The sequence below is a fragment of the Arthrobacter rhamnosi genome, assembly GCF_054510975.1.
Genome location: NZ_JBTNDN010000008.1, coordinates 1 through 17,616, shown reverse-complemented (window position 1 = coordinate 17,616; position 17,616 = coordinate 1). Strand labels below are relative to the sequence as shown.

The 17,616-nt window shown below is 69.2% G+C and carries 16 protein-coding genes; 11 read left to right on the top strand and 5 right to left on the bottom strand.

Annotation, left to right across the window (positions count from 1 at the left end; all coding sequences use genetic code 11):
• Window positions 1-177: 177 nt before the first annotated feature.
• From ACX80J_RS15765 to ACX80J_RS15755, 3 genes are all read left to right on the top strand, one after another.
• Entirely contained in the window at window positions 178-1,560 is a 1,383-nt protein-coding gene (locus tag ACX80J_RS15765) for an MFS transporter (RefSeq protein ID WP_459348418.1), read from the top strand.
• Between the two features lie 137 nt (window positions 1,561-1,697).
• Entirely contained in the window at window positions 1,698-2,588 is an 891-nt protein-coding gene (gene mmsB / locus ACX80J_RS15760) for a 3-hydroxyisobutyrate dehydrogenase (RefSeq protein ID WP_459348417.1), read from the top strand.
• 20 nt (window positions 2,589-2,608) lie between these two features.
• Window positions 2,609-4,093, top strand: a complete 1,485-nt coding sequence (locus tag ACX80J_RS15755) for a CoA-acylating methylmalonate-semialdehyde dehydrogenase (protein WP_459348416.1) — start codon at window positions 2,609-2,611, stop codon at window positions 4,091-4,093.
• A 21-nt stretch (window positions 4,094-4,114) separates the two neighbouring features.
• Here ACX80J_RS15755 and ACX80J_RS15750 read toward each other — a convergent pair whose 3' ends face one another.
• On the bottom strand, window positions 4,115-5,035 hold the full coding sequence (locus tag ACX80J_RS15750) for an NAD(P)-dependent oxidoreductase (RefSeq protein WP_459348482.1): 921 nt from the start codon (window positions 5,033-5,035) through the stop codon (window positions 4,115-4,117).
• A gap of 16 nt (window positions 5,036-5,051) precedes the next feature.
• Window positions 5,052-6,140 (bottom strand): LacI family DNA-binding transcriptional regulator, encoded by a 1,089-nt coding sequence (locus ACX80J_RS15745; protein WP_459348415.1) that lies wholly within the window; start codon window positions 6,138-6,140, stop codon window positions 5,052-5,054.
• A 177-nt stretch (window positions 6,141-6,317) separates the two neighbouring features.
• Here ACX80J_RS15745 and ACX80J_RS15740 point away from each other — a divergent pair, with 177 nt between their 5' ends.
• The 5 genes from ACX80J_RS15740 to ACX80J_RS15720 are packed head-to-tail and all read left to right on the top strand — an operon-like array spanning window position 6,318 to window position 10,998.
• The gene (locus tag ACX80J_RS15740) at window positions 6,318-7,175 is read left to right on the top strand and encodes an ABC transporter substrate-binding protein (RefSeq protein ID WP_459348414.1); all 858 of its coding nucleotides are present in this window, start codon (window positions 6,318-6,320) and stop codon (window positions 7,173-7,175) included.
• Between the two features lie 59 nt (window positions 7,176-7,234).
• Window positions 7,235-8,023: an amino acid ABC transporter permease gene (locus ACX80J_RS15735; RefSeq protein ID WP_459348413.1), complete on the top strand. Its 789-nt coding sequence runs from the start codon at window positions 7,235-7,237 to the stop codon at window positions 8,021-8,023.
• The gene (locus ACX80J_RS15730) at window positions 8,020-8,787 is read left to right on the top strand and encodes an amino acid ABC transporter ATP-binding protein (RefSeq protein WP_459313592.1); all 768 of its coding nucleotides are present in this window, start codon (window positions 8,020-8,022) and stop codon (window positions 8,785-8,787) included. Before ACX80J_RS15735 ends, ACX80J_RS15730 begins: the two co-directional genes overlap by 4 nt.
• Window positions 8,787-9,890 carry a Gfo/Idh/MocA family protein gene (locus tag ACX80J_RS15725; RefSeq protein ID WP_459348412.1) on the top strand — a complete coding sequence of 368 codons (1,104 nt, stop codon included), beginning with the start codon at window positions 8,787-8,789 and terminating at the stop codon, window positions 9,888-9,890. Before ACX80J_RS15730 ends, ACX80J_RS15725 begins: the two co-directional genes overlap by 1 nt.
• Window positions 9,877-10,998, top strand: coding sequence for an NAD(P)/FAD-dependent oxidoreductase (locus tag ACX80J_RS15720; RefSeq protein ID WP_459348411.1), 1,122 nt, complete (start codon window positions 9,877-9,879; stop codon window positions 10,996-10,998). Before ACX80J_RS15725 ends, ACX80J_RS15720 begins: the two co-directional genes overlap by 14 nt.
• Before the next feature lie 41 nt (window positions 10,999-11,039).
• Here the strand turns inward: ACX80J_RS15720 and ACX80J_RS15715 are convergent, their stop codons facing one another.
• The 3 genes from ACX80J_RS15715 to ACX80J_RS15705 all read right to left on the bottom strand — a co-directional run bounded on the left by ACX80J_RS15715 (window position 11,040) and on the right by ACX80J_RS15705 (window position 14,169).
• Window positions 11,040-12,161, bottom strand: a complete 1,122-nt coding sequence (locus tag ACX80J_RS15715) for a LacI family DNA-binding transcriptional regulator (RefSeq protein ID WP_459348410.1) — start codon at window positions 12,159-12,161, stop codon at window positions 11,040-11,042.
• 3 nt (window positions 12,162-12,164) lie between these two features.
• Window positions 12,165-13,094, bottom strand: coding sequence for a PfkB family carbohydrate kinase (locus ACX80J_RS15710; protein ID WP_459348409.1), 930 nt, complete (start codon window positions 13,092-13,094; stop codon window positions 12,165-12,167).
• Between the two features lie 79 nt (window positions 13,095-13,173).
• The gene (locus tag ACX80J_RS15705; protein WP_459348408.1) at window positions 13,174-14,169 is read right to left on the bottom strand and encodes an SIS domain-containing protein; all 996 of its coding nucleotides are present in this window, start codon (window positions 14,167-14,169) and stop codon (window positions 13,174-13,176) included.
• Between the two features lie 271 nt (window positions 14,170-14,440).
• Between ACX80J_RS15705 and ACX80J_RS15700 the strand changes: the two genes are divergently transcribed.
• Genes ACX80J_RS15700 through ACX80J_RS15690 form a run of 3 tightly spaced genes read left to right on the top strand, consistent with a single transcriptional unit; the run spans window position 14,441 to window position 17,518 of the window.
• Window positions 14,441-15,757 carry an ABC transporter substrate-binding protein gene (locus ACX80J_RS15700; RefSeq protein ID WP_459348407.1) on the top strand — a complete coding sequence of 439 codons (1,317 nt, stop codon included), beginning with the start codon at window positions 14,441-14,443 and terminating at the stop codon, window positions 15,755-15,757.
• Complete coding sequence (locus ACX80J_RS15695) at window positions 15,726-16,688, top strand: carbohydrate ABC transporter permease (protein WP_459345002.1); 963 nt, start codon at window positions 15,726-15,728, stop codon at window positions 16,686-16,688. The genes ACX80J_RS15700 and ACX80J_RS15695 overlap by 32 nt, the downstream gene beginning before the upstream one ends.
• Complete coding sequence (locus tag ACX80J_RS15690) at window positions 16,682-17,518, top strand: carbohydrate ABC transporter permease (protein ID WP_459345003.1); 837 nt, start codon at window positions 16,682-16,684, stop codon at window positions 17,516-17,518. Before ACX80J_RS15695 ends, ACX80J_RS15690 begins: the two co-directional genes overlap by 7 nt.
• Window positions 17,519-17,616 lie beyond the last annotated feature (98 nt).

Sequence of the window (17,616 nt, the reverse complement as noted above, 5' to 3'; positions counted from 1 at the left end):
TGCGTAAATGCAGAAGGGCTCTGCACTAATCGGCGTTGATCATGCCACCGCCGGGCGAAATACTTCTAACGCTCCGGTGTGCCCCTCATCACAATGCGCACCGGCTAGCGGAGGCCGCTCACGGCGAACCGCATCATCGAGGACGTGTCGACGAAGACACCCGAAGGAGTAGCCCGCATGAGTTCAACCCAGCACACCCCGCCGCACCGCCAGGAGGCCGACGTCGAACAGTCGGGCCTGAAGAAGGTGGTCGTCGCTTCGATGGCCGGCACCGTGGTCGAGTGGTACGAGTTCTTCCTCTACGCGGCGGCGGCGACGCTCGTCTTCGCCACCGTCTTCTTCCCCAACGCCGACTCGGAGCTCGATGCGATCATCGCCGGCTTCCTGACCTACGCGGTCGGGTTCGTGGCCCGTCCCATCGGCGGCATCGTCTTCGGCCACTTCGGCGACAAGTACGGGCGCAAGCAGCTGCTGCAGCTGAGCATCATTCTCGTGGGCGTCTCGACGTTCCTCATGGGCTGCCTGCCCACGTTCGACCAGGTGGGCTACTGGGCCCCGGGGCTGCTCGTGGTGCTGCGCTTCATCCAGGGATTCGCCGTCGGCGGTGAGTGGGGAGGCGCGGTCCTCCTGGTCGCCGAGCACAGCCCGAACCGGAGCCGCGGCTTCTGGGCCAGCTGGCCGCAGTCGGCCGTCCCGCTGGGCAACCTCCTCGCCACGGGCGTCCTGTTCGGTCTCTCGGCCGTGCTGGACGAGACGGCGTTCCTCGGCTGGGGTTGGCGCGTGGCATTCTGGCTCTCCGCCGTGATCGTCCTTGTCGGGTACTACATCCGCACCAAGGTCAACGACGCGCCGATCTTCCTCGAGGCCCGCAAGGAGGTCGTCGAGGAAGCCAAGGGCTACGGAGTGGCCGAGGTCTTCCGGCGCTACCCCCGCGGCGTCTTCACCGCGATGGGCCTGCGCTTCGCCGAGAACATCCTGTACTACCTCGTGGTCACCTTCAGCATCACGTACCTGAGCACCGTGGTCGGCGAGGACCGCACGCGGATCCTCCTGCTCCTGCTCGTGGCGCACTTCCTGCACTTCTGCGCCGTCCCGGTCGTGGGGCGCTTCTCCGACAGGGTGGGACGCAAGCCGGTGTACCTCGCCGGTGCCGTGCTCGGCGCCACCTGGGGCTTCTTCGCCTTCCCGATGATGGACACCGGCAACGACGCCATCATCCTCGCGGCCGTCAGCATCGGACTGATGTTCCACGCCCTCATGTACGCGGGCCAGCCCGCCATCATGGCCGAGATGTTCCCCACCCGCATGCGGTACTCGGGCGTCTCCCTGGGCTACCAGGTCACCTCGATCGTCGCCGGTTCCCTCGCGCCGATCATCGCGACGACCCTGCTGCGGGACTACGGATCCACGACCCCGGTCGCCGTCTACCTGCTGCTCGCCTGCTGCGTGACCATCGTCGCGGTCCTCCTGCTCCGCGAGACCCGCGGCATCTCGCTCCTCGACGTCGACGAGGCCGATGCGCGCGGCACGGCGGACCTGCTCGCCGCCGCCAAGAAGTAGCCGCGAAGCAGTAGCCCGACGCAGTAGCGGCCGCAGGCCGGAACTGCGCGATACCGGAACCACCCCGGGGACGACGACGGCGGCAGGTGAGCGTCGTCGTCGTCCCCCTGCAGACCCACGAGCGAAGGAGCCCGGACATGGCAACGATCGGCTGGATAGGACTCGGGAACATGGGCGGCCCCATGACCGCCAACCTGGTGCGGGCAGGCCACACGGTGCGGGGCTTCGACCTCAGCGCCGACGCGGTAGCGGCTGCCGAGGCGGCCGGCGTCACGCCGGTGTCGGGGATCGCGGAGGTGACCGAGGGGGCGGACGTCGTGTTCACGATGCTCCCGAAGGGTGACCACGCCCGGGCGGTGTACCTCGGCGACGACGGGATCCTGGCCTCCGCCGATCCGTCGACGCTGCTGGTCGACTCGTCCACGATCGACATCGACTCCGCGGCGGCCCTCCACGCGGCAGCCGCCGAGAAGGGATTCCGCTTCGTGGACGCCCCCGTCTCGGGCGGCATCAGTGGGGCGAAGGCCGGGACGCTCACCTTCATGATCGGAGGTGAGGAGGGTGCGGTGAAGGATGCCACCGCGTTCATCGAACCGATGGCGCGGAACATCATCCCCACCGGCGGCCCGACCACCGGCCAGGCCGCGAAGATCTGCAACAACCTCATGCTCTTCATCAACCTCGCGTCGACGGCCGAGGGGGCGGTGCTCGCGGACCGGCTCGGCCTCGACAAGCAGGTGTTCTGGGACATCGCCTCGGTGTCCTCGGGTGACAGCTGGGCGCTGCGCACCTGGTACCCGGTCCCCGGAGTGGTGGAGACCGCCGCCTCGAACAACGACTTCGCGCCGACCTTCACCACGGACCTGGCGAACAAGGACATCGGGCTCGCGGTCGCGGCGGCACGCGATACGAACACCCCGCTGGAGATCGGCGAGCACGTCCAGCAGCTCTTCCAGCGGCTCATCGACGACGGCCAGGGCGGCAAGGACTGCTCCATGATCATCAAGCTCGTCGACGGCACGCTCTAGCCTCCAACCGAAGGATTCCCATGCAGCAGATCCCGCACTACATCGACGGCGCACGCGTGGCCGACGCCGAGCGCTTCGGCCCCGTCTTCAACCCCGCCACGGGGAAGCAGGAGAAGGAGGTGGCCCTCGCATCGCCGTCGCGCGTCGACGAGGCCGTTTCCGCAGCGGAGGCCGCCCTGCCCGGCTGGCGCTCGGCGAGCCTGGCGAAGCGGGCCGCGGTGTTCTACCGGGTCCGCCAGCTGCTCACCGAACGGAAGTCCGAGCTCGCCGCGATCCTGACCAGCGAACACGGCAAGGTCCTCTCGGACGCGGAGGGCGAGATATCCCGCGGGCTGGAGAACATCGAGTTCGCGACCGGGCTGGGCCACATGCTCAAGGGTGAGCGGTCCGAGCAGGTGTCCACCGGCGTCGACGTCCACTCGATCCGCCAGCCCGTGGGCGTGGTCGCGTGCATCACGCCGTTCAACTTCCCCGCCATGGTGCCGCTGTGGATGATCGGCAGCGCCATCGCCTGCGGGAACACGGTGCTGCTGAAGCCCAGTGAGAAGGACCCGTCCTCCTCGGTGTTCATCGCCGAGCTCTTCTCCGAGGCCGGGCTGCCGGACGGCGTGCTCAACGTGGTGCATGGGGACCGCGAGGCCGTGGAGGCCATTCTCGACCACCCCGGCGTGAAAGCCGTGAGCTTCGTCGGCTCCACGCCGATTGCCAGGACCATCTACTCGCGCGCGGCGGCCAACGGCAAGCGCGTCCAGGCCCTCGGCGGAGCCAAGAACCACATGGTGGTGCTGCCCGACGCCGACCTCGACATGGCAGCGGACGCGGCCGTCTCCGCCGCCTACGGATCCGCGGGGGAGCGGTGCATGGCCATCAGCGTCGTGGTCGCCGTGGGCTGGATCGCCGACGAGCTCGTGGACGCGGTTAGGACACGCATCGGTGCACTGAGGATCGGCCCGGGGATCGATCCGCACTCCGAGATGGGTCCGCTCATCACTGCGGAGCACCGGGACCGGGTGGCCTCCTACGTCACCAACGCCCCCGCCGAGGGTGCCACCGTCGTCGTCGACGGGACGCAGCAGCACTTCGACTTGGACGGCTTCTTCCTCGGCGTCTCCCTCGTGGACCACGTGAAGCCCGGCATGAAGGTGTACGACGACGAGATCTTCGGCCCGGTGCTGGCCGTGGTCCGCGTCGAGACCTACGCCGACGCCGTGCGCCTCGTCAACGACAACCAGTACGGCAACGGGGTCGCGATCTTCACGCGCGACGGCGGAGCGGCGCGCCAGTTCGAGGTCGAAGCGGAAGCCGGCATGGTGGGCGTCAACGTCCCGATCCCGGTGCCCGTCGGAACGTACTCGTTCGGCGGCTGGAAGGACTCGCTGTTCGGCGACACCCACATGTACGGGCCGGACAGCATCCGGTTCTACACCCGCGGGAAGGTCGTCACCACCCGCTGGCCCGACCCGTCCACGTCGGCGATCGACCTCGGCTTCCCGCAGGTCGACTGACGGGGTCCCCGGCCCCGGCCGTCAGTCCTGGCCTCGTTCCGGCTTCGCGATCACGGCGATGTCGTCGTCGCCCGCTCCCGCGCGCTGCGCCTCGGTGAGTGACTGCAGGACCGCCGTGACGGCGGGGAGAGGATCGGGGGTGGAGCGCAGCATCAGCCGCACGTCCTTGGCGAGCAGGTCCGCGGAGAACTGGGTGTCCCTGAACGTGCCCCCGGTGATGACCGGGCCCTTCATGCCGGCGATGGCCCCGAGGCCGGTCCCCTGGAGCAGGTCGAGGACGGCTTCGGCGTCCAGCCCGTTCGCCTTGCCCAGGCGCAGCGCCTCGACGAGGCCCTGCAGGGTGATGCCGAGTGCGAGGTTGGCGAGCAGCTTCCCGGTCGCGGCGTCCGACGGCGTCGCGACGCGGCGGAGGCGCTCACTGTCACCCCACAGGGCGGCGAGGGGTTCGACGACGTCGACATCCTCTGGCGCGCCGCCGAGCAGCACACCGAGTTGGCCCGCACGTGCCGGGGCGAGGCTCCCGATGACGGGCCCGTGGACGTAGCGGACCCCGGCGGCAGCCGCGTACTCGGCGAACTCGCGGGCGTCGTCGGGGGAGACGGTCGTGACGTCGAACCAGACGGCCTCGGCGGGCAGCTCCAGCCCGGACAGCACCACCTCGCGGACGGTGTCCGGGCCGAAGAGTACCGTCAGGACGACGTCGGCGTCCCGGACGGCGTCCTCGGGCGAATCCGCCTGGGTGGCCCCGGCCTCGCAGAGGCGTTCGACGGCACCGGCCGTCCGGTTCCACGCGGTGAGTTCGTGGCCGGCTGCGAGCAGGTGCACGCCGAGTTCGTGGCCCATGCGTCCGACGCCGAGCAGTGCGATCTTCATGAATCCTCCGGATGGCGGGTGGTAGTGGTCATCCTGCCAGTATCGGCCTTTCCGGACCGTGCCCCGAATCCGCGCCTCCCCGGCGTCAGGCCGGGGCAGCGGCTATCGCGGACCCGACCGGCGCGACCGATCCGCGACGGATGAGCCGGGACGGCAGGGCCAGGTGCTCGGGCTCGCTGCGGTCCCCGCCGATGCGCCGGAGCAGCAGCGCCGCCGCGGCGACGCCCTGGTCGTACACGGGCTGGGCGACCACCGTGATGGGCGGCGTCATCAGGCCAGCCCAGGGCAGCTCGTCAAACATGAGGAACGAGACGTCGTCGGGGATGCGGACGCCGGCGCGCTGGAGTTCCGCGAGGGCTTCGAGGGCTATCACGCTGTCGGAGGCGACGATGGCGGTGGCCGGATCCGGGCCCGTCACCAATGCCTGCACCAGATCGCCGATGCTGTGCTGCTTGCCTGCCCCGAGGCGGATCAGGTCGGTCGGCAGGGCCACGCCGGCCTCGTTGAAGGCCTGGCGGATGCCCGCGAGCCTCTCGGTGACGGGATTCGTGCCGAGGTCCAGGTCCAGCGTGAACCCGACACCACCGACATCGAGGGAGGAGATGTAACCGACCCGCGTGTGCCCCTCGTCGAGGAGGTGGCGCGCGGCTTCGTAGGACACCTGCCGCATCTCGGCGACGACGGAGTCCACCGGCAGGCTCGGCAGCTTCCGGTCCAGCAGGACCACCGGGCGTCCCGAATCGACCACGCGGTTGAGGTGCGTGCTGGAGGACCGGGTGACAGGCGCGACGATCATCCCGTCCACCCGCTTGTCCAGGAGGACGTTGACGGCGTCGATCTCCGTGGCGAGGTCCTCCCCGGTGTTGATCAGGATGACGTCGAAGCCGCCGGCCTTCGAGGTGTCGTAGATGCCGCGCATCGCGAGGCTGAAGTAGGGGTTCTCGATGTCCCCGACGACGACGCCGATCGTCTTCGAGCGGCCCGTGTTCATGCTCCGGGCCAGCTCGTTGGGGTGGTACTGCAGTGTTTCCGCGGCAGCCAGGACGCGGGAGCGGACCTCGTCGCTGACCGCGCCGTAGCCGCCGAGGGCGCGTGCTGCCTGCGCCTTGGACACCTGGGCGAGGCGTGCGACATCGGCAACGGTCGTGTAGCGGGACGCTGAAGAAGATTCCATGAAGCCCTTTCCGAAAAGAGTTGACCTACGTCGGAGCGCGGGGTACGTTCTTCACCAACCCGTGTGAGTCCGGTCTCATTCTAGGCAGGTGAGACCGGACTCAACAAGCAAGGCCAAGGCATTGCCGACAGCGAGCACGGGCCACCACCCCACCAGAACCCTTTGGAGTACCCGGACATGATGCGCACTCTCTCCCGCCCCCTCGCCCTGGCTGCGGCCGCACTCGCAGCAACCCTCACCCTGAGCGGCTGCGGCGGCACCGCCGCCTCGAGCGGGGAGGAGAACCCCTACGGCCTGATCGAGCCCGGGACCATCCGCGTGGCGAGCCTCGGGGATTCGAAGCCGTACACCTTCACCGACGAGTCGGGGGGATTCACGGGCTTCGACGTCGAACTGTTCACCGACGTCGCCCACCGCATCGGGGTCGACGACGTCGTCTTCACCGGCCAGGACTTCTCCGGCCTGCTCTCCGCCGTCGCCAACGAGCAGTTCGACGTCGGAGTGGCAGCGATCGGGATCACCGAGGAGCGCCAGCAGACCGTCGACTTCAGCGACGGCTACCTCGCCGGCTACCTGACCCTCATCACCCGCGAGGACTCGGGCATCGGCAGCGAGCAGGACGTCGCAGGCCACCGCATCGGCGTCGTTCAGGGGACGCTGCAGGAGGCCTACGCGGTGAAGAACTTCGCGGAGTCGGACCTCGTGCGGTTCCCCGACAACAACACCGCGATCGCCGCTGTGAACAGCGGCGCCGTCGATGCGCACTTCCTCGACTACGAGGCCGCCCAGGACTACATGGAAAAGTTCGGCCTGGTGTCCGCAGCGGACATCCCGTCCTTCGACGCACCGGCGGGCTTCGCCATCGCCAAGGACAAGGAAGAGTTCAAGGCCGCGCTCAACGAGGCCCTCGGCGACGCCATGGAGGACGGCACGTGGAAGGAGCTCTACGAGAAGTGGTTCCCCGGCTCCCCAATGCCCGAGCAGTACCTGCCGAGCGCCGAGCAGACGGCGACCCCGGCTCCCACGAGCAAGTAGCCGCACGGCCGGCACTGCGCGCCTCCCCGGTGTCGCACCCAACGAACTGAGAGCCCCTCATGGACTTCCTCGACAACCTCGTCAAGACCTTCTTCGACGTCGACTCGATGCTCACCGTCGCACCACAGCTCCTGACGGTGGGCCTCGTGAACACGCTCGTGATCTCCGCCGCCTCCACCGTCATCGGCCTCGTCCTCGGGATGGTGGTCGCCGTCATGGGCATCTCCACCTCCCGCTGGCTGCGGATCCCCGCGCGGATCTACACCGACCTGTTCCGGGGCCTCCCCGCGATCCTGACCATCCTCCTGATCGGGCAGGGCTTCGCGAAGGTCAGCCAGAGCATCTTCGGGCCGTCACCGTACCCGCTGGGCATCATCGCGCTGAGCCTCATCGCCAGCGCCTACATCGGCGAGATCTTCCGCGCCGGCATCCAGAGCGTGGACAAGGGCCAGCTGGAGGCCTGCCGTGCCCTCGGCATGAACTACGGACGGGCCATGGCACTCGTGGTCATCCCGCAGGGCGTCCGGCGGGTGCTGCCGGCACTCGTGAACCAGTTCATCGCGATCGTCAAGGACTCGTCCCTGGTCTACTTCCTGGGCCTGCTCGTCTCCGAGCGCGAACTCTTCCGCGTCGGCCAGGACGCCGCAGTGAACACGGGGAACCTCTCGCCGCTCGTGCTGGCGGGCATCTTCTACCTCGTCGTCACCGTCCCGCTCACGCACCTCGTGAACTACTTCGACCAGCGCTTCCGCACCGGCCGCCGCCGGCCCGCGGCTCCGACGAGCGGGCTCAAGGAAGTCACAGAACTCGATGCGGTCACCCCGCTCACCACAGGGAGCAACACATGAGCAGCACCACCAGCACCTCCGCCGACCAGCTCACCTTCCGCGGTTCCAGCCTCCAGCTGAAGAACCTGTGCATGGCGTACGGCGACGTCCCGGTTCTCCGCAACGTCAGCCTCGAGATCGCTCCCGGCACCACCACCTGCATCATCGGCCCGTCCGGGTCCGGCAAGTCGACCCTGCTGCGGGGCATCAACCGGCTGCACGAGCCCAGCTCGGGTGACGTCCTGCTGGACGGCGAGGACGCCCTGCGCGTCCGGCCGGACGTCCTGCGCCGCAGGATCGGCATGGTGTTCCAGCACTTCAACCTCTTCCCGGACCACACCGCCCTGGAGAACGTCGCCCTCGCCCTCTGGAAGGTCAAGGGGATGTCGAAGAGCGAGGCCACCGAGCGCGCCCGACGGCGCCTCACCGAGGTGGGGCTGGGGGAGCGCGCCGACCACCGGCCGCGCGACCTGTCCGGCGGACAGCAGCAGCGGGTGGCCATCGCCCGTGCACTGGCGATGGAACCGGAGGTCATGCTCTTCGACGAAGCCACCTCCGCCCTCGACCCGGAACTCGTCAAGGGAGTCCTCACGCTCATGGCCGGTCTGTGCGAGCGCGGCATGACCATGGCGGTGGTGACGCACGAGATGGGCTTCGCCCGTCGAGTCGCGGACCAGGTGGTCTTCATGGACGAGGGCGAGGTCGTCGAAGCCGGCCGACCGGAGGACATCTTCGACAACCCCCGCAGCGCACGCCTGCAGCGCTTCCTCTCGGAGGTGCTCTGATGCGCCGGCCCTTCCGCACGGCGATCCTCGGGTTCGGGATCTCCGGCAAGGTCTTCCACGCCCCGCTCGTCGCGGCGAACGCGGACTTCGCCCTCGACGTGATCGTCACCGCCGACCCGCAGCGGGCGCAGGACGCCCGGGCGAGCTACCCCTCCGCCCGGATCGTCGGCACCCCTGCCGAGCTGTTCGCACTGATCGACGCCGGGGAGGTCGGGCTGGACGTCGTCGTGCTCGGCACTCCGCCGGGAACGCACGCCGAGCAGGCGCGGCAGGCCTTCGCGCGGGGCATCCACGTGGTCGCCGACAAGCCGTTCGTCCCCACGAGTTCCGAGGGAACGCTCCTCCTGCAGGAGGCGGCGGAGGCCGGCGTGCTGCTGACCGTGTTCCAGAACCGCCGGTGGGACGCGGACTTCCTGACGCTCGGGAGACTCCTCGCATCGGGCGAGCTGGGGGACGTCCACACGTTCGAGAGCCGCTTCGAATGGTGGCGGCCGGGCGGCTTCGGCAACTGGCGGGACACCACGACCGTCACCGAGGGCGGCGGCATCCTCCACGACCTCGGAGCCCACCTCATCGACCAGGCCATCCGCCTGTTCGGCCCGGTGCAGGAAGCGTACGGCGAACTGGACCGCAGGACCGCGGATGCGGCCGCGGACCAGGACAGCTTCGTCTCCCTGCGCCACGCCTCGGGGGTCCGTTCGCGGCTCTGGATGAGCGGGTTCGCAGCCCGGCCCGGCGCCCGGTTCACCGTCTCCGGGTCCTCCGGCGCCTATACGAAATGGGGGCTCGACCGCCAGGAGCCCGCCCTGGCAGCGGGCGCCGATCCCGCCGCGGAGGAGTACGGCGTCGAACCGGAGGAGGCCTGGGGCGCCGTCTCGGACGGGACCTCGGAGCGCCGCGTCCCGGCCGAGCGCGGGGACTATCCCGCCTTCTACGACCTCCTGGCCCGCGCCCTGCGCGGCGAGGGTCCGCTGCCCGTCGACCCGCAGGACTCCATCGACGTCCTGCGGATCATCGAGGACCTGCACTCCCGGAGCGGACACCCGGCTCCGGCTCCATCACCTGCATCTACCACGAAGGAATCAACCCATGAGCACGGCTGAACCAACACGACGCGTCGCAGTCCTCGGCGGCGGGATCCTCGGGGTCTCGACGGCGGTGCACCTCCTGCGCGAGGGCGCATCGGTGGTCCTGGTCACCGAGGCGGAGCTCGCGAGCGGCGCCTCGGGCAGGTCCCTGTCCTGGCTGAACAGCGCCGGGGAGCGGACCTCCCCGTACCACCAGCTGCGCGTGTGCGGCATCGACCGGTACCGGACACTGTTCGCCGCGGGCCCGTCCCGCGACTGGCTGCGCTTCGACGGCGGCCTCCACTGGGCCGACGCCGGCTCGGACCAGGACACGGTGGCGCGCCACGAATACGAGAAGGCCCACGCCTACGACTCGGTCCTGGTGTCCCCGGCCAGCGTGAACGACCACACGCCGGGGATCAGCGAGGACGCGGTCGGCACCGTGTCGATCTTCAACCCGGGTGAGGGCTGGGTGAGCCTGCCGCACCTGATCGACTTCCTGATGGAGGAGTTCACCGCCCGCGGGGGCGAGCTCGTGACCCACGCCGGCACGGCACGCGTCCTCGTCGAGGGCGGGCGTGCGGCCGGCATCGAGACCCCGAACGCCGGGTCCTTCCCGGCCGACGTCGTCGTCGTGGCCTGCGGACCGCAGACCCCCGCCGTCGTCGCCGAACTGGGCGTGGAGATCGCCGACGCCTCACCGGTGTCGATGCTCGTGACCACCGCTCCCGTGGAACACCCCGCGAGGACGGTGATGAACACCCCGCGGGCGGCTGTGCGGCCCAACCCGGGCAACACCTTCGCGCTCGACCACGACTGGTACGAGGAGAGCATCACGCAGAACGCCGACGGGACGTATTCCATCCCGGAGGAGGTCGTGAACGAGCTCGCCGACGAGGCCGCGAAGCTGCTGGAGGGCGAGCCCCGGCTCACGGCCGCGTCCTGGAAGATCGGCCGCAAGCCCATCCCCGGCGACGGGGAACCCGTGTTCGGTGAACTCGGGACCGTGCCCGGATGCTTCGTCGCGTTCACCCACTCCGGCGCCACCCTCGGGCTCATCGGCGGCGAACTGCTGGCGAACGAGATCGTGACCGGACGCAAGCACCCGATGCTGGAGACCTTCCGGCCCGGACGCTTCGCCTGAGAGGGGAACCCCGCGACGCGCAGAGCGCCGACGGGGAGGGCTCAGGCCTTCCCCGCCGGCGTGGCCTGCTGCACGCGGGAGGGCGGCCCGATGGACGAACGGACCATGAGCTCCGCGGGGAGCATGTGCAGCCGGGGCTCGTACTCCGGCGAGCCGATGCGGGACGCGACCTGCTCCACCGCCAACCGCCCCATCGCGTCCACCGGCTGGGCGATCATCGTGAGCGGCGGCTGCATGACGGTCGCCCAGGACGTGTCGTCGAAGCCCACGAGGGACACGTCGCCCGGGTAGGAGAGCCCCAGGTCCTGGACGGCATGAAGGGCGCCGATGAGTGCTTCCGCCTCGGTCGCGAAGAGGGCGGTGGGAGGATCGTCCGACCGCAGCATGGCGGAGGCGGCCTGCGCCGCCGACGCCTCCGTCTTCGCTCCGGTGGTGATGAGGGCGGGCGAGTAGGGGATGCCCGCGTCCCGGAGCGCGTCCAGATACCCCCGCAGCCGCTCCGCATCGCTCCACAGGCTGCGGGTGTTGACGGTCAGGAGGTCGTCCAGGGTGTCGATCCCGGCGTCGGTCGTCGGGCCCCACAGGAAACCGATCCGCCGATGGCCCGCCTCGATGAGCGTCCGCGTCACGCGCCGGGCCTCCGCCCGGTTGTCGACGACCACGGCGTCGAGGTGCAGCCCCGGGACAAGCCGGTCGATCAGGACCACGGGGGTGCCGCGCCGGGTCGCCTCGGTGAGGTGCTCGGCCTCGGGCGCGCCGACCGCGGCCGAGGACACCACGATGCCGTCCACCTGCTTGTCGAGGAGGACGCCGACGGCGTGGCGCTCGGCCGCCAGGTCCTCGTAGGTGCTGATGACGATCACGTCGAGGTTCCTCGCGCTCGCCGCGTCCGACGCTCCGCGGATGAGGCCGGAGAAGAACGTGTTCCCGATGTCGGCCACGACGATCCCGAGGGAATTGGTAACGCCCGTGGTCATGCTGCGCGCGAGGATGTTGGACCGATAGCCGAGGCGCTCGGCGGCGGCCAGGACCCGCTCGCGGGCGACGGCGCTGACCGAGCCGTAGCCGCCCAGCGTGCGCGCCGCCGTCGCGCGCCCCACACCCGCTTCCGCCGCGACGTCTGAGATGGTGGGGGCGCTGGTGGGAGGATGCTCGGACGCCATGGGCTAATGGTAACGAGGCAGCGGTGCGCTGGGCCCGACCAGGGCTGCCCGGGCCTCGTCGGGATCCTCGTCGGAGAACGGCCAGCCATGCCCGAACGCGCCCTCGACCGTGCACTGCTGCGCGGAATAGCGGGCGGCCGCGTGCATCGAGGCTGCGACGTCGACGGCATCCACGCGCCGGTCGCGCGACCAGCCGGCCTGCAGCAGCCGCAGGAGGAACGCCGTCAGGTACGCGTCCCCGCAGCCCATGGTGTCGACTACGGACGACGGCGGGACGTACTGCGCCCCGTCCTCGTAGAACGTGCCGCCGTCGAGGAACAGGGCGCCCTCGGTGCCGCGGGTCGCCAGGGCGGCGCCGGCGCCGTGGCGGATCGCCGTCGAGAGGAGATCGCGCGTCTCCCGATCATCGAGGTCCGCGGAGGAGAACTGCGCCAGGTCCACCGAGGGGCACACCGCGGCGAGGTAGGCATCGGACCGCCGGTCGTCGTCCGCGGAGAAGTCGAAGCTCACACGGGGGACGGCGGCCCGGACGGCGGGCAGGTGCTCCTCGATGCCGGAATAGACGCTGGAGTGCACGACGTCGAACCCGGCCAGGTACGCGAGGTCCTCGGCGGACGGCCGCAGCGGCTCGGCGAGCGTGATCCCGCCATCGTTCCAGTCCAGGAACTGGCGCTCCCCGGCCTCGAGCCGGATGTTCGTCCAGCCGCTCGGCCCGTTCCTCGTGACCGAGCATGAGATGTCGACGGACTCCGCGAGGAGGGATTCCTTCAGCAGGTCGCCGAAGCGGTCGTTCCCGAAGACGCCGAGGTAAGCCGCATCGGCGCCGAGGCGGCGCGCGAAGACGGAGAAGTTGACGCTGTTGCCGCCCGGGTAGGAGGTGCGGCGGTCGATGAAGCGGTCGACGATGTTGTCGCCGTAGCCGAGAACGCGCATGGGTGCCTTGCTGCTCGAAGGAGTCCCGGCCGGGTGACGGGCACCCGGCCGGGAACGAGGGACTCGCCGTCCGCTGGGCTCAGTACTCGACGACCCGGTAGTACCGGCGCAGGTCGAGCGAGTGGTCGCGCTGCTTCTCGAGGTGCTTGCTGATCCGGCTGGTGATCGTGTCCATCACCAGCGGGCCGAGCAGGCCGCGGAATTCGTCGTCGACCCCCTCCAGCGCGTAGTCCGCGGTATCGAGGACGGTGGTCGCCTGCGAGTACTTCTCCGAGAACCTCACGACGCGCTCCATCAGGGGGCGGGTCTCGTCCTCGCCGACGAAGAGCAGGACGCTGGTGTCGGGCTCGATCAGCTCGAGGGAACCGTGGAAGAACTCCGCACCGTGCACCCGGGTGGTGCGCAGCCACTGCATCTCCTCGAGGATGCACATGGAGTACAGGTAGGCGTGGCCCCAGAGGTTGCCGCTGCCCACGACGAAGTGGTAGTCGGTGTCCTTATGGCGGGCCGCGAATGCCTCGGCCACGGGCTCCGCCTGGCGGGCCACCTCGACGAGGGCCGCCGGTACGGCCGGCAGCTGGTCGACGAGCTTGTCGTAGCCGGCGAACTCGCCGCGTTCGGACAGGAACCGCGTGGTGAAGAGCAGCAGACCCAGGTCGAACGGCCAGGCGTCGGGCTCGGTGATGAGTGCGTAGTCGACGGCCTGTGCGATCGGGCTGTCGGCGATCCCGGTGAATCCGACGGTGCGGACACCGCGGGCGCGGCAGTACTCGATGGCCTGGATGACATCCTCGGTGGTGCCCGAGGCCGAGGCGAAGACGGCGACCGCCCGCTCGTTGAGCAGGGCATCGCCCGAGAGGACCAGTTCCGCCGCGATGGCGGAGCGGACCGGGATCCTGGTGTTGCGGCGCAGGAGGTGCTCGTAGGGCCACATCGCGGCGTAGGTTCCTCCCGACCCGATGAGGAAGACGGCGTCGACGTCGGAGAGGCCGGCGACGATTTCTTCTATGCGCGGCTGGAGGCCCAGGAAGCTCCGGGCGCGGGTGAGGAACTGGTCCTCATCGAACTTCAGCATGATGATCCCTTCGGAAGAGGCGAGGTGACCGGACTGATACCGGTATCACCGGCACATCGTTGCACGGGAAAATCTGCAGCGTCAACCATTCCTTCTAATTCTCGAGGGCGTTGAATCGACGTCGGGAAATAATCGCCCCTCATACTGGTACCGGTATCAATCTTGCGCTACTGTGATCCGCACCACGCGGAGACGGAGCGGCCCACCGGGCAGTCGTCGATCCGCAGCGGAGGCTTCCGGGCAGGTCCCGGTCAATGAAGGAGGATCGGCCATGAAGAACGTCCGACTGAGGGCATGCGCGGTCACCGCCGCAGCACTGGTGAGCCTGACGGCCTGCGGAGGGGGAGCCGAGGTCGAGGCAGCAGACCTCACCGCTCCGCCCGAATACGAGGGAACCCTCTCGATCCTGACGAAGTTCGGCGGCGAACCGCTGTCCCCCTACTTCGAGGACCTCGCCGCCGAGTACACGTCCCTGCACCCGGATGTGGACTTCGAGATCATCCAGGAGACGGACCAGAGCATCAAGGACAAGACGAAGACCCTCGTCGCCTCCTCGGCACTGCCCGACATCTACTTCTCGTGGACCGGCGACTACGCCGACAAGTTCATCGAGGGCGGCCTGGCCACGGATCTCAGCGCGGTGCTGTCCCCCGACTCGGAGTGGGGCGGCACGTTCGGGGCCGCATCGCTGGATGCCTTCGCCCAGGACGGCAAGTACTACGCCGTCCCCCTGTACAACAACGGGAAGTTCATGGGCTACAACAAGGCCCTCTTCGACGCGGCCGGTGTCGCCGTCCCCACCACGTTCGAGGAACTGATCGCCGCCTGCCCGAAGCTCGAGGCGCAGGGCGTGGAGCCGCTGGCCTTCGGCAACAAGGACGGCTGGCCCGGACTGCACTTCCTCCAGCAGCTCTTCGCCTACAACGTGCCGCAGGACGTCCTCGAGAAGGACTTCGTCCCCGCGACCGCCACCTGGGGCCACCCGGGCTACGCGAAGTCGCTCGAGGAGTTCCAGGCCGTGGTCCAGGACTGCACCGCCACCGGATCGGACTCCAACGGCGTGCTGTACTCGACCGCCCAGCAGGCCCAGTCGGCCGGCCAGGCGGCGATGTACTTCCAGGAGATCCTGGAGTTCGACTCGGTGGTCACGGACTCCTCGAAGATCACCGCCGACGACTTCGGGATCTTCGCCCTGCCGGCGCCCGAGGGCGCCGAGGGTGACCCCGCCGCACTGGAGGGATCCCCCGAGGGCATGATGGTCAACGCCCGGTCCCCGCGCCAGGCGCTTGCCGTCGACTTCCTCAAGTTCGTGACCACCAAGGCCAACGCGGAGAAGCTCGCCGGGGCGCCCTTCAGCCAGCCGAGCACCATCGTGGGTGCCGTCTCCGAGTCGACGGCGAGCCCCGCCGTCGTCGAGGGCGTCGAGAAGCTCAACGAGGCCAGCTACCTGCTCGGGTGGCTCGACGCCGTCACGGTGCCCGACGTCGCGGACGCCTGGCTCGCCGGCGGCGAGGCGCTGGTGTCCGGATCCGAGACTCCCGAAGAGGTTCTGAGCAGTGTCCGCGCCGCTTCAGACAGCGCCAAGTAGGGCCGAACCCGCCGCACCCCTGCTTCCCCGGACCGGGGAAGCGGCGGTGCGGCGGCGCCGCAGGACGCGGGGCTGGGCGTGGGTTGCTCCGGCACTCCTGATCCTGGGAGTGTTCGTCTACCTCCCCCTGCTCCAGAACCTGCAGTACAGCGTCATGGAGTGGGACATCTATGGAGGCGGGTCCTCCTTCGTCGGGCTGGCCAACTACGAGAAGCTGGTCGGCGATCCGGTGTTCTGGCACGCCCTGCTGAACAACTCCGCCTACGCCGCGGTCTCGCTGGTCTGCCAGGTCTTCGGCGCGCTGCTCCTCGCCGCGCTGGTGGAGGGCCTGCGGTCCGAGCGGTGGCGGCGTGCGCTGCGGGCCATCTACTTCGTCCCGTCCGCGATCTCCCTGACGGTCGCGGGACTGCTGTTCTACTTCATCTACGAGCCGGAACTCGGCATCCTGAATGCGGCCCTGCGGGGCGTCGGGCTCGACTTCCTGACGCAGGCCTGGCTGGGGCAGGAGGGCACGGCCATCTGGGCCGTGATCGCCATGAGCCAGTGGCAGGGCTTCGGCTACTCCACGCTGCTCTTCGCGATCGCCATCCAGCGCATCCCCCAGGACCTCTACGATGCCGCCTCGCTCGACGGCATCGGCCCGGTCCGCAGGTTCCTCCAGGTCACGGTCCCGCTCACCCGCGAGATGACGGGCCTGATGATCATCGTGACGCTCTCGGGCGCTTTCCAGGTGTTCAACGAGGTCATGGTGATGACCAGCGGAGGCCCCAACAACTCGAGCCAGGTCCTGGTCAGCTGGCTCTACCGGATGGGCTTCGGCCGCAACGACTTCGGCTATGCAGCCGCCATCGCCACGGTCATCTTCCTCCTGACACTGGGCGTCGCGCTCCTGCAACTGGCCATCACGCGAAAGAGGAGAGTGGAATGGTAACCCGGACAAGCCTTCTGGGCGTCGTCGCGCGAACCTTCGTGGCGTCGTTCCTGCTGGCCCTCGCCGTCGTCGTGATCTATCCCTTGCTGTGGATGGTGCTGAACGGATTCAAGACCAACACCGAACTCTTCGGGAACCCCTTCGCGCTGCCGCTCCAGCTCAGCTGGGACAACTACGTGAAGGCGTGGAACCGCGGCGTCAGCAGCTACCTGGTGACGAGCATCCTGGTCACCGTCACATCGACCATCGCCACGGTCTTCATCAGCGCGTGGGCCGCGTACGGGCTCACCCGGATGCAGATCCCCTTCAGCCGCACCGTGCTGGCCCTGATCCTCGGTGGCCTCATGCTCGCCCCCGCCGTCGCGCTGATCCCGCTCGTCAAGATGTTCCAGGCGCTCGGGCTCTACAACACGTTCTGGGCCCTGCTGATCCTCTACGTGGCGTTCCGCATCCCCTTCACCACGTTCCTGATCCGCGCCTACATGGTCGATCTTCCGCTCGAGATCGACGAGGCGGCGGCCGTGGACGGAGCCGGCAAGGCGAGGGCGTTCTGGAGCATCATCCTGCCCATGTGCAAGCCGATCCTCGTCTCCAGCGTCATCCTGAACATCCTGTTCACCTGGAACGAGTACCTGTTCGCCATGGTCTTCACGAGCGGCGGCGACCTGCAGACACTGCCCATCGGGCTGACGAACCTGATGAGCAAGCACGGGACCGAATACCCCGTGGTCTTCGCCGGCATGACGATCGCCGCCGTACCGGTCATCCTGCTCTTCTTCCTCACGCAGAAGTACTTCGTGCGGGGGCTCGCCGACGGCGTCGGGAAGTAGCATCAGCGTCGCCACAGCGGCGGGGTGGGGGGGGGTGGGGGGGGGGGGGGGGGGGGGGGGGGGGGGGGGGGGGGGGGGGGGGGGGGGGGAGAGGGGGG

What these genes read in the sequence shown, in the direction of transcription:
- ACX80J_RS15725 (WP_459348412.1), top strand. Translation starts at nt 8,787, where the DNA reads ATGCGCCGGCCCTTCCGCACGGCGATCCTCGGGTTCGGGATCTCCGGC.
- ACX80J_RS15745 (WP_459348415.1), bottom strand. Translation starts at nt 6,140, where the DNA reads ATGGAATCTTCTTCAGCGTCCCGCTACACGACCGTTGCCGATGTCGCA.
- ACX80J_RS15700 (WP_459348407.1), top strand. Translation starts at nt 14,441, where the DNA reads ATGAAGAACGTCCGACTGAGGGCATGCGCGGTCACCGCCGCAGCACTG.
- ACX80J_RS15690 (WP_459345003.1), top strand. Translation starts at nt 16,682, where the DNA reads ATGGTAACCCGGACAAGCCTTCTGGGCGTCGTCGCGCGAACCTTCGTG.
- ACX80J_RS15735 (WP_459348413.1), top strand. Translation starts at nt 7,235, where the DNA reads ATGGACTTCCTCGACAACCTCGTCAAGACCTTCTTCGACGTCGACTCG.
- ACX80J_RS15765 (WP_459348418.1), top strand. Translation starts at nt 178, where the DNA reads ATGAGTTCAACCCAGCACACCCCGCCGCACCGCCAGGAGGCCGACGTC.
- ACX80J_RS15730 (WP_459313592.1), top strand. Translation starts at nt 8,020, where the DNA reads ATGAGCAGCACCACCAGCACCTCCGCCGACCAGCTCACCTTCCGCGGT.
- mmsB (WP_459348417.1), top strand. Translation starts at nt 1,698, where the DNA reads ATGGCAACGATCGGCTGGATAGGACTCGGGAACATGGGCGGCCCCATG.
- ACX80J_RS15715 (WP_459348410.1), bottom strand. Translation starts at nt 12,161, where the DNA reads ATGGCGTCCGAGCATCCTCCCACCAGCGCCCCCACCATCTCAGACGTC.
- ACX80J_RS15710 (WP_459348409.1), bottom strand. Translation starts at nt 13,094, where the DNA reads ATGCGCGTTCTCGGCTACGGCGACAACATCGTCGACCGCTTCATCGAC.
- ACX80J_RS15720 (WP_459348411.1), top strand. Translation starts at nt 9,877, where the DNA reads ATGAGCACGGCTGAACCAACACGACGCGTCGCAGTCCTCGGCGGCGGG.
- ACX80J_RS15740 (WP_459348414.1), top strand. Translation starts at nt 6,318, where the DNA reads ATGATGCGCACTCTCTCCCGCCCCCTCGCCCTGGCTGCGGCCGCACTC.
- ACX80J_RS15705 (WP_459348408.1), bottom strand. Translation starts at nt 14,169, where the DNA reads ATGCTGAAGTTCGATGAGGACCAGTTCCTCACCCGCGCCCGGAGCTTC.
- ACX80J_RS15755 (WP_459348416.1), top strand. Translation starts at nt 2,609, where the DNA reads ATGCAGCAGATCCCGCACTACATCGACGGCGCACGCGTGGCCGACGCC.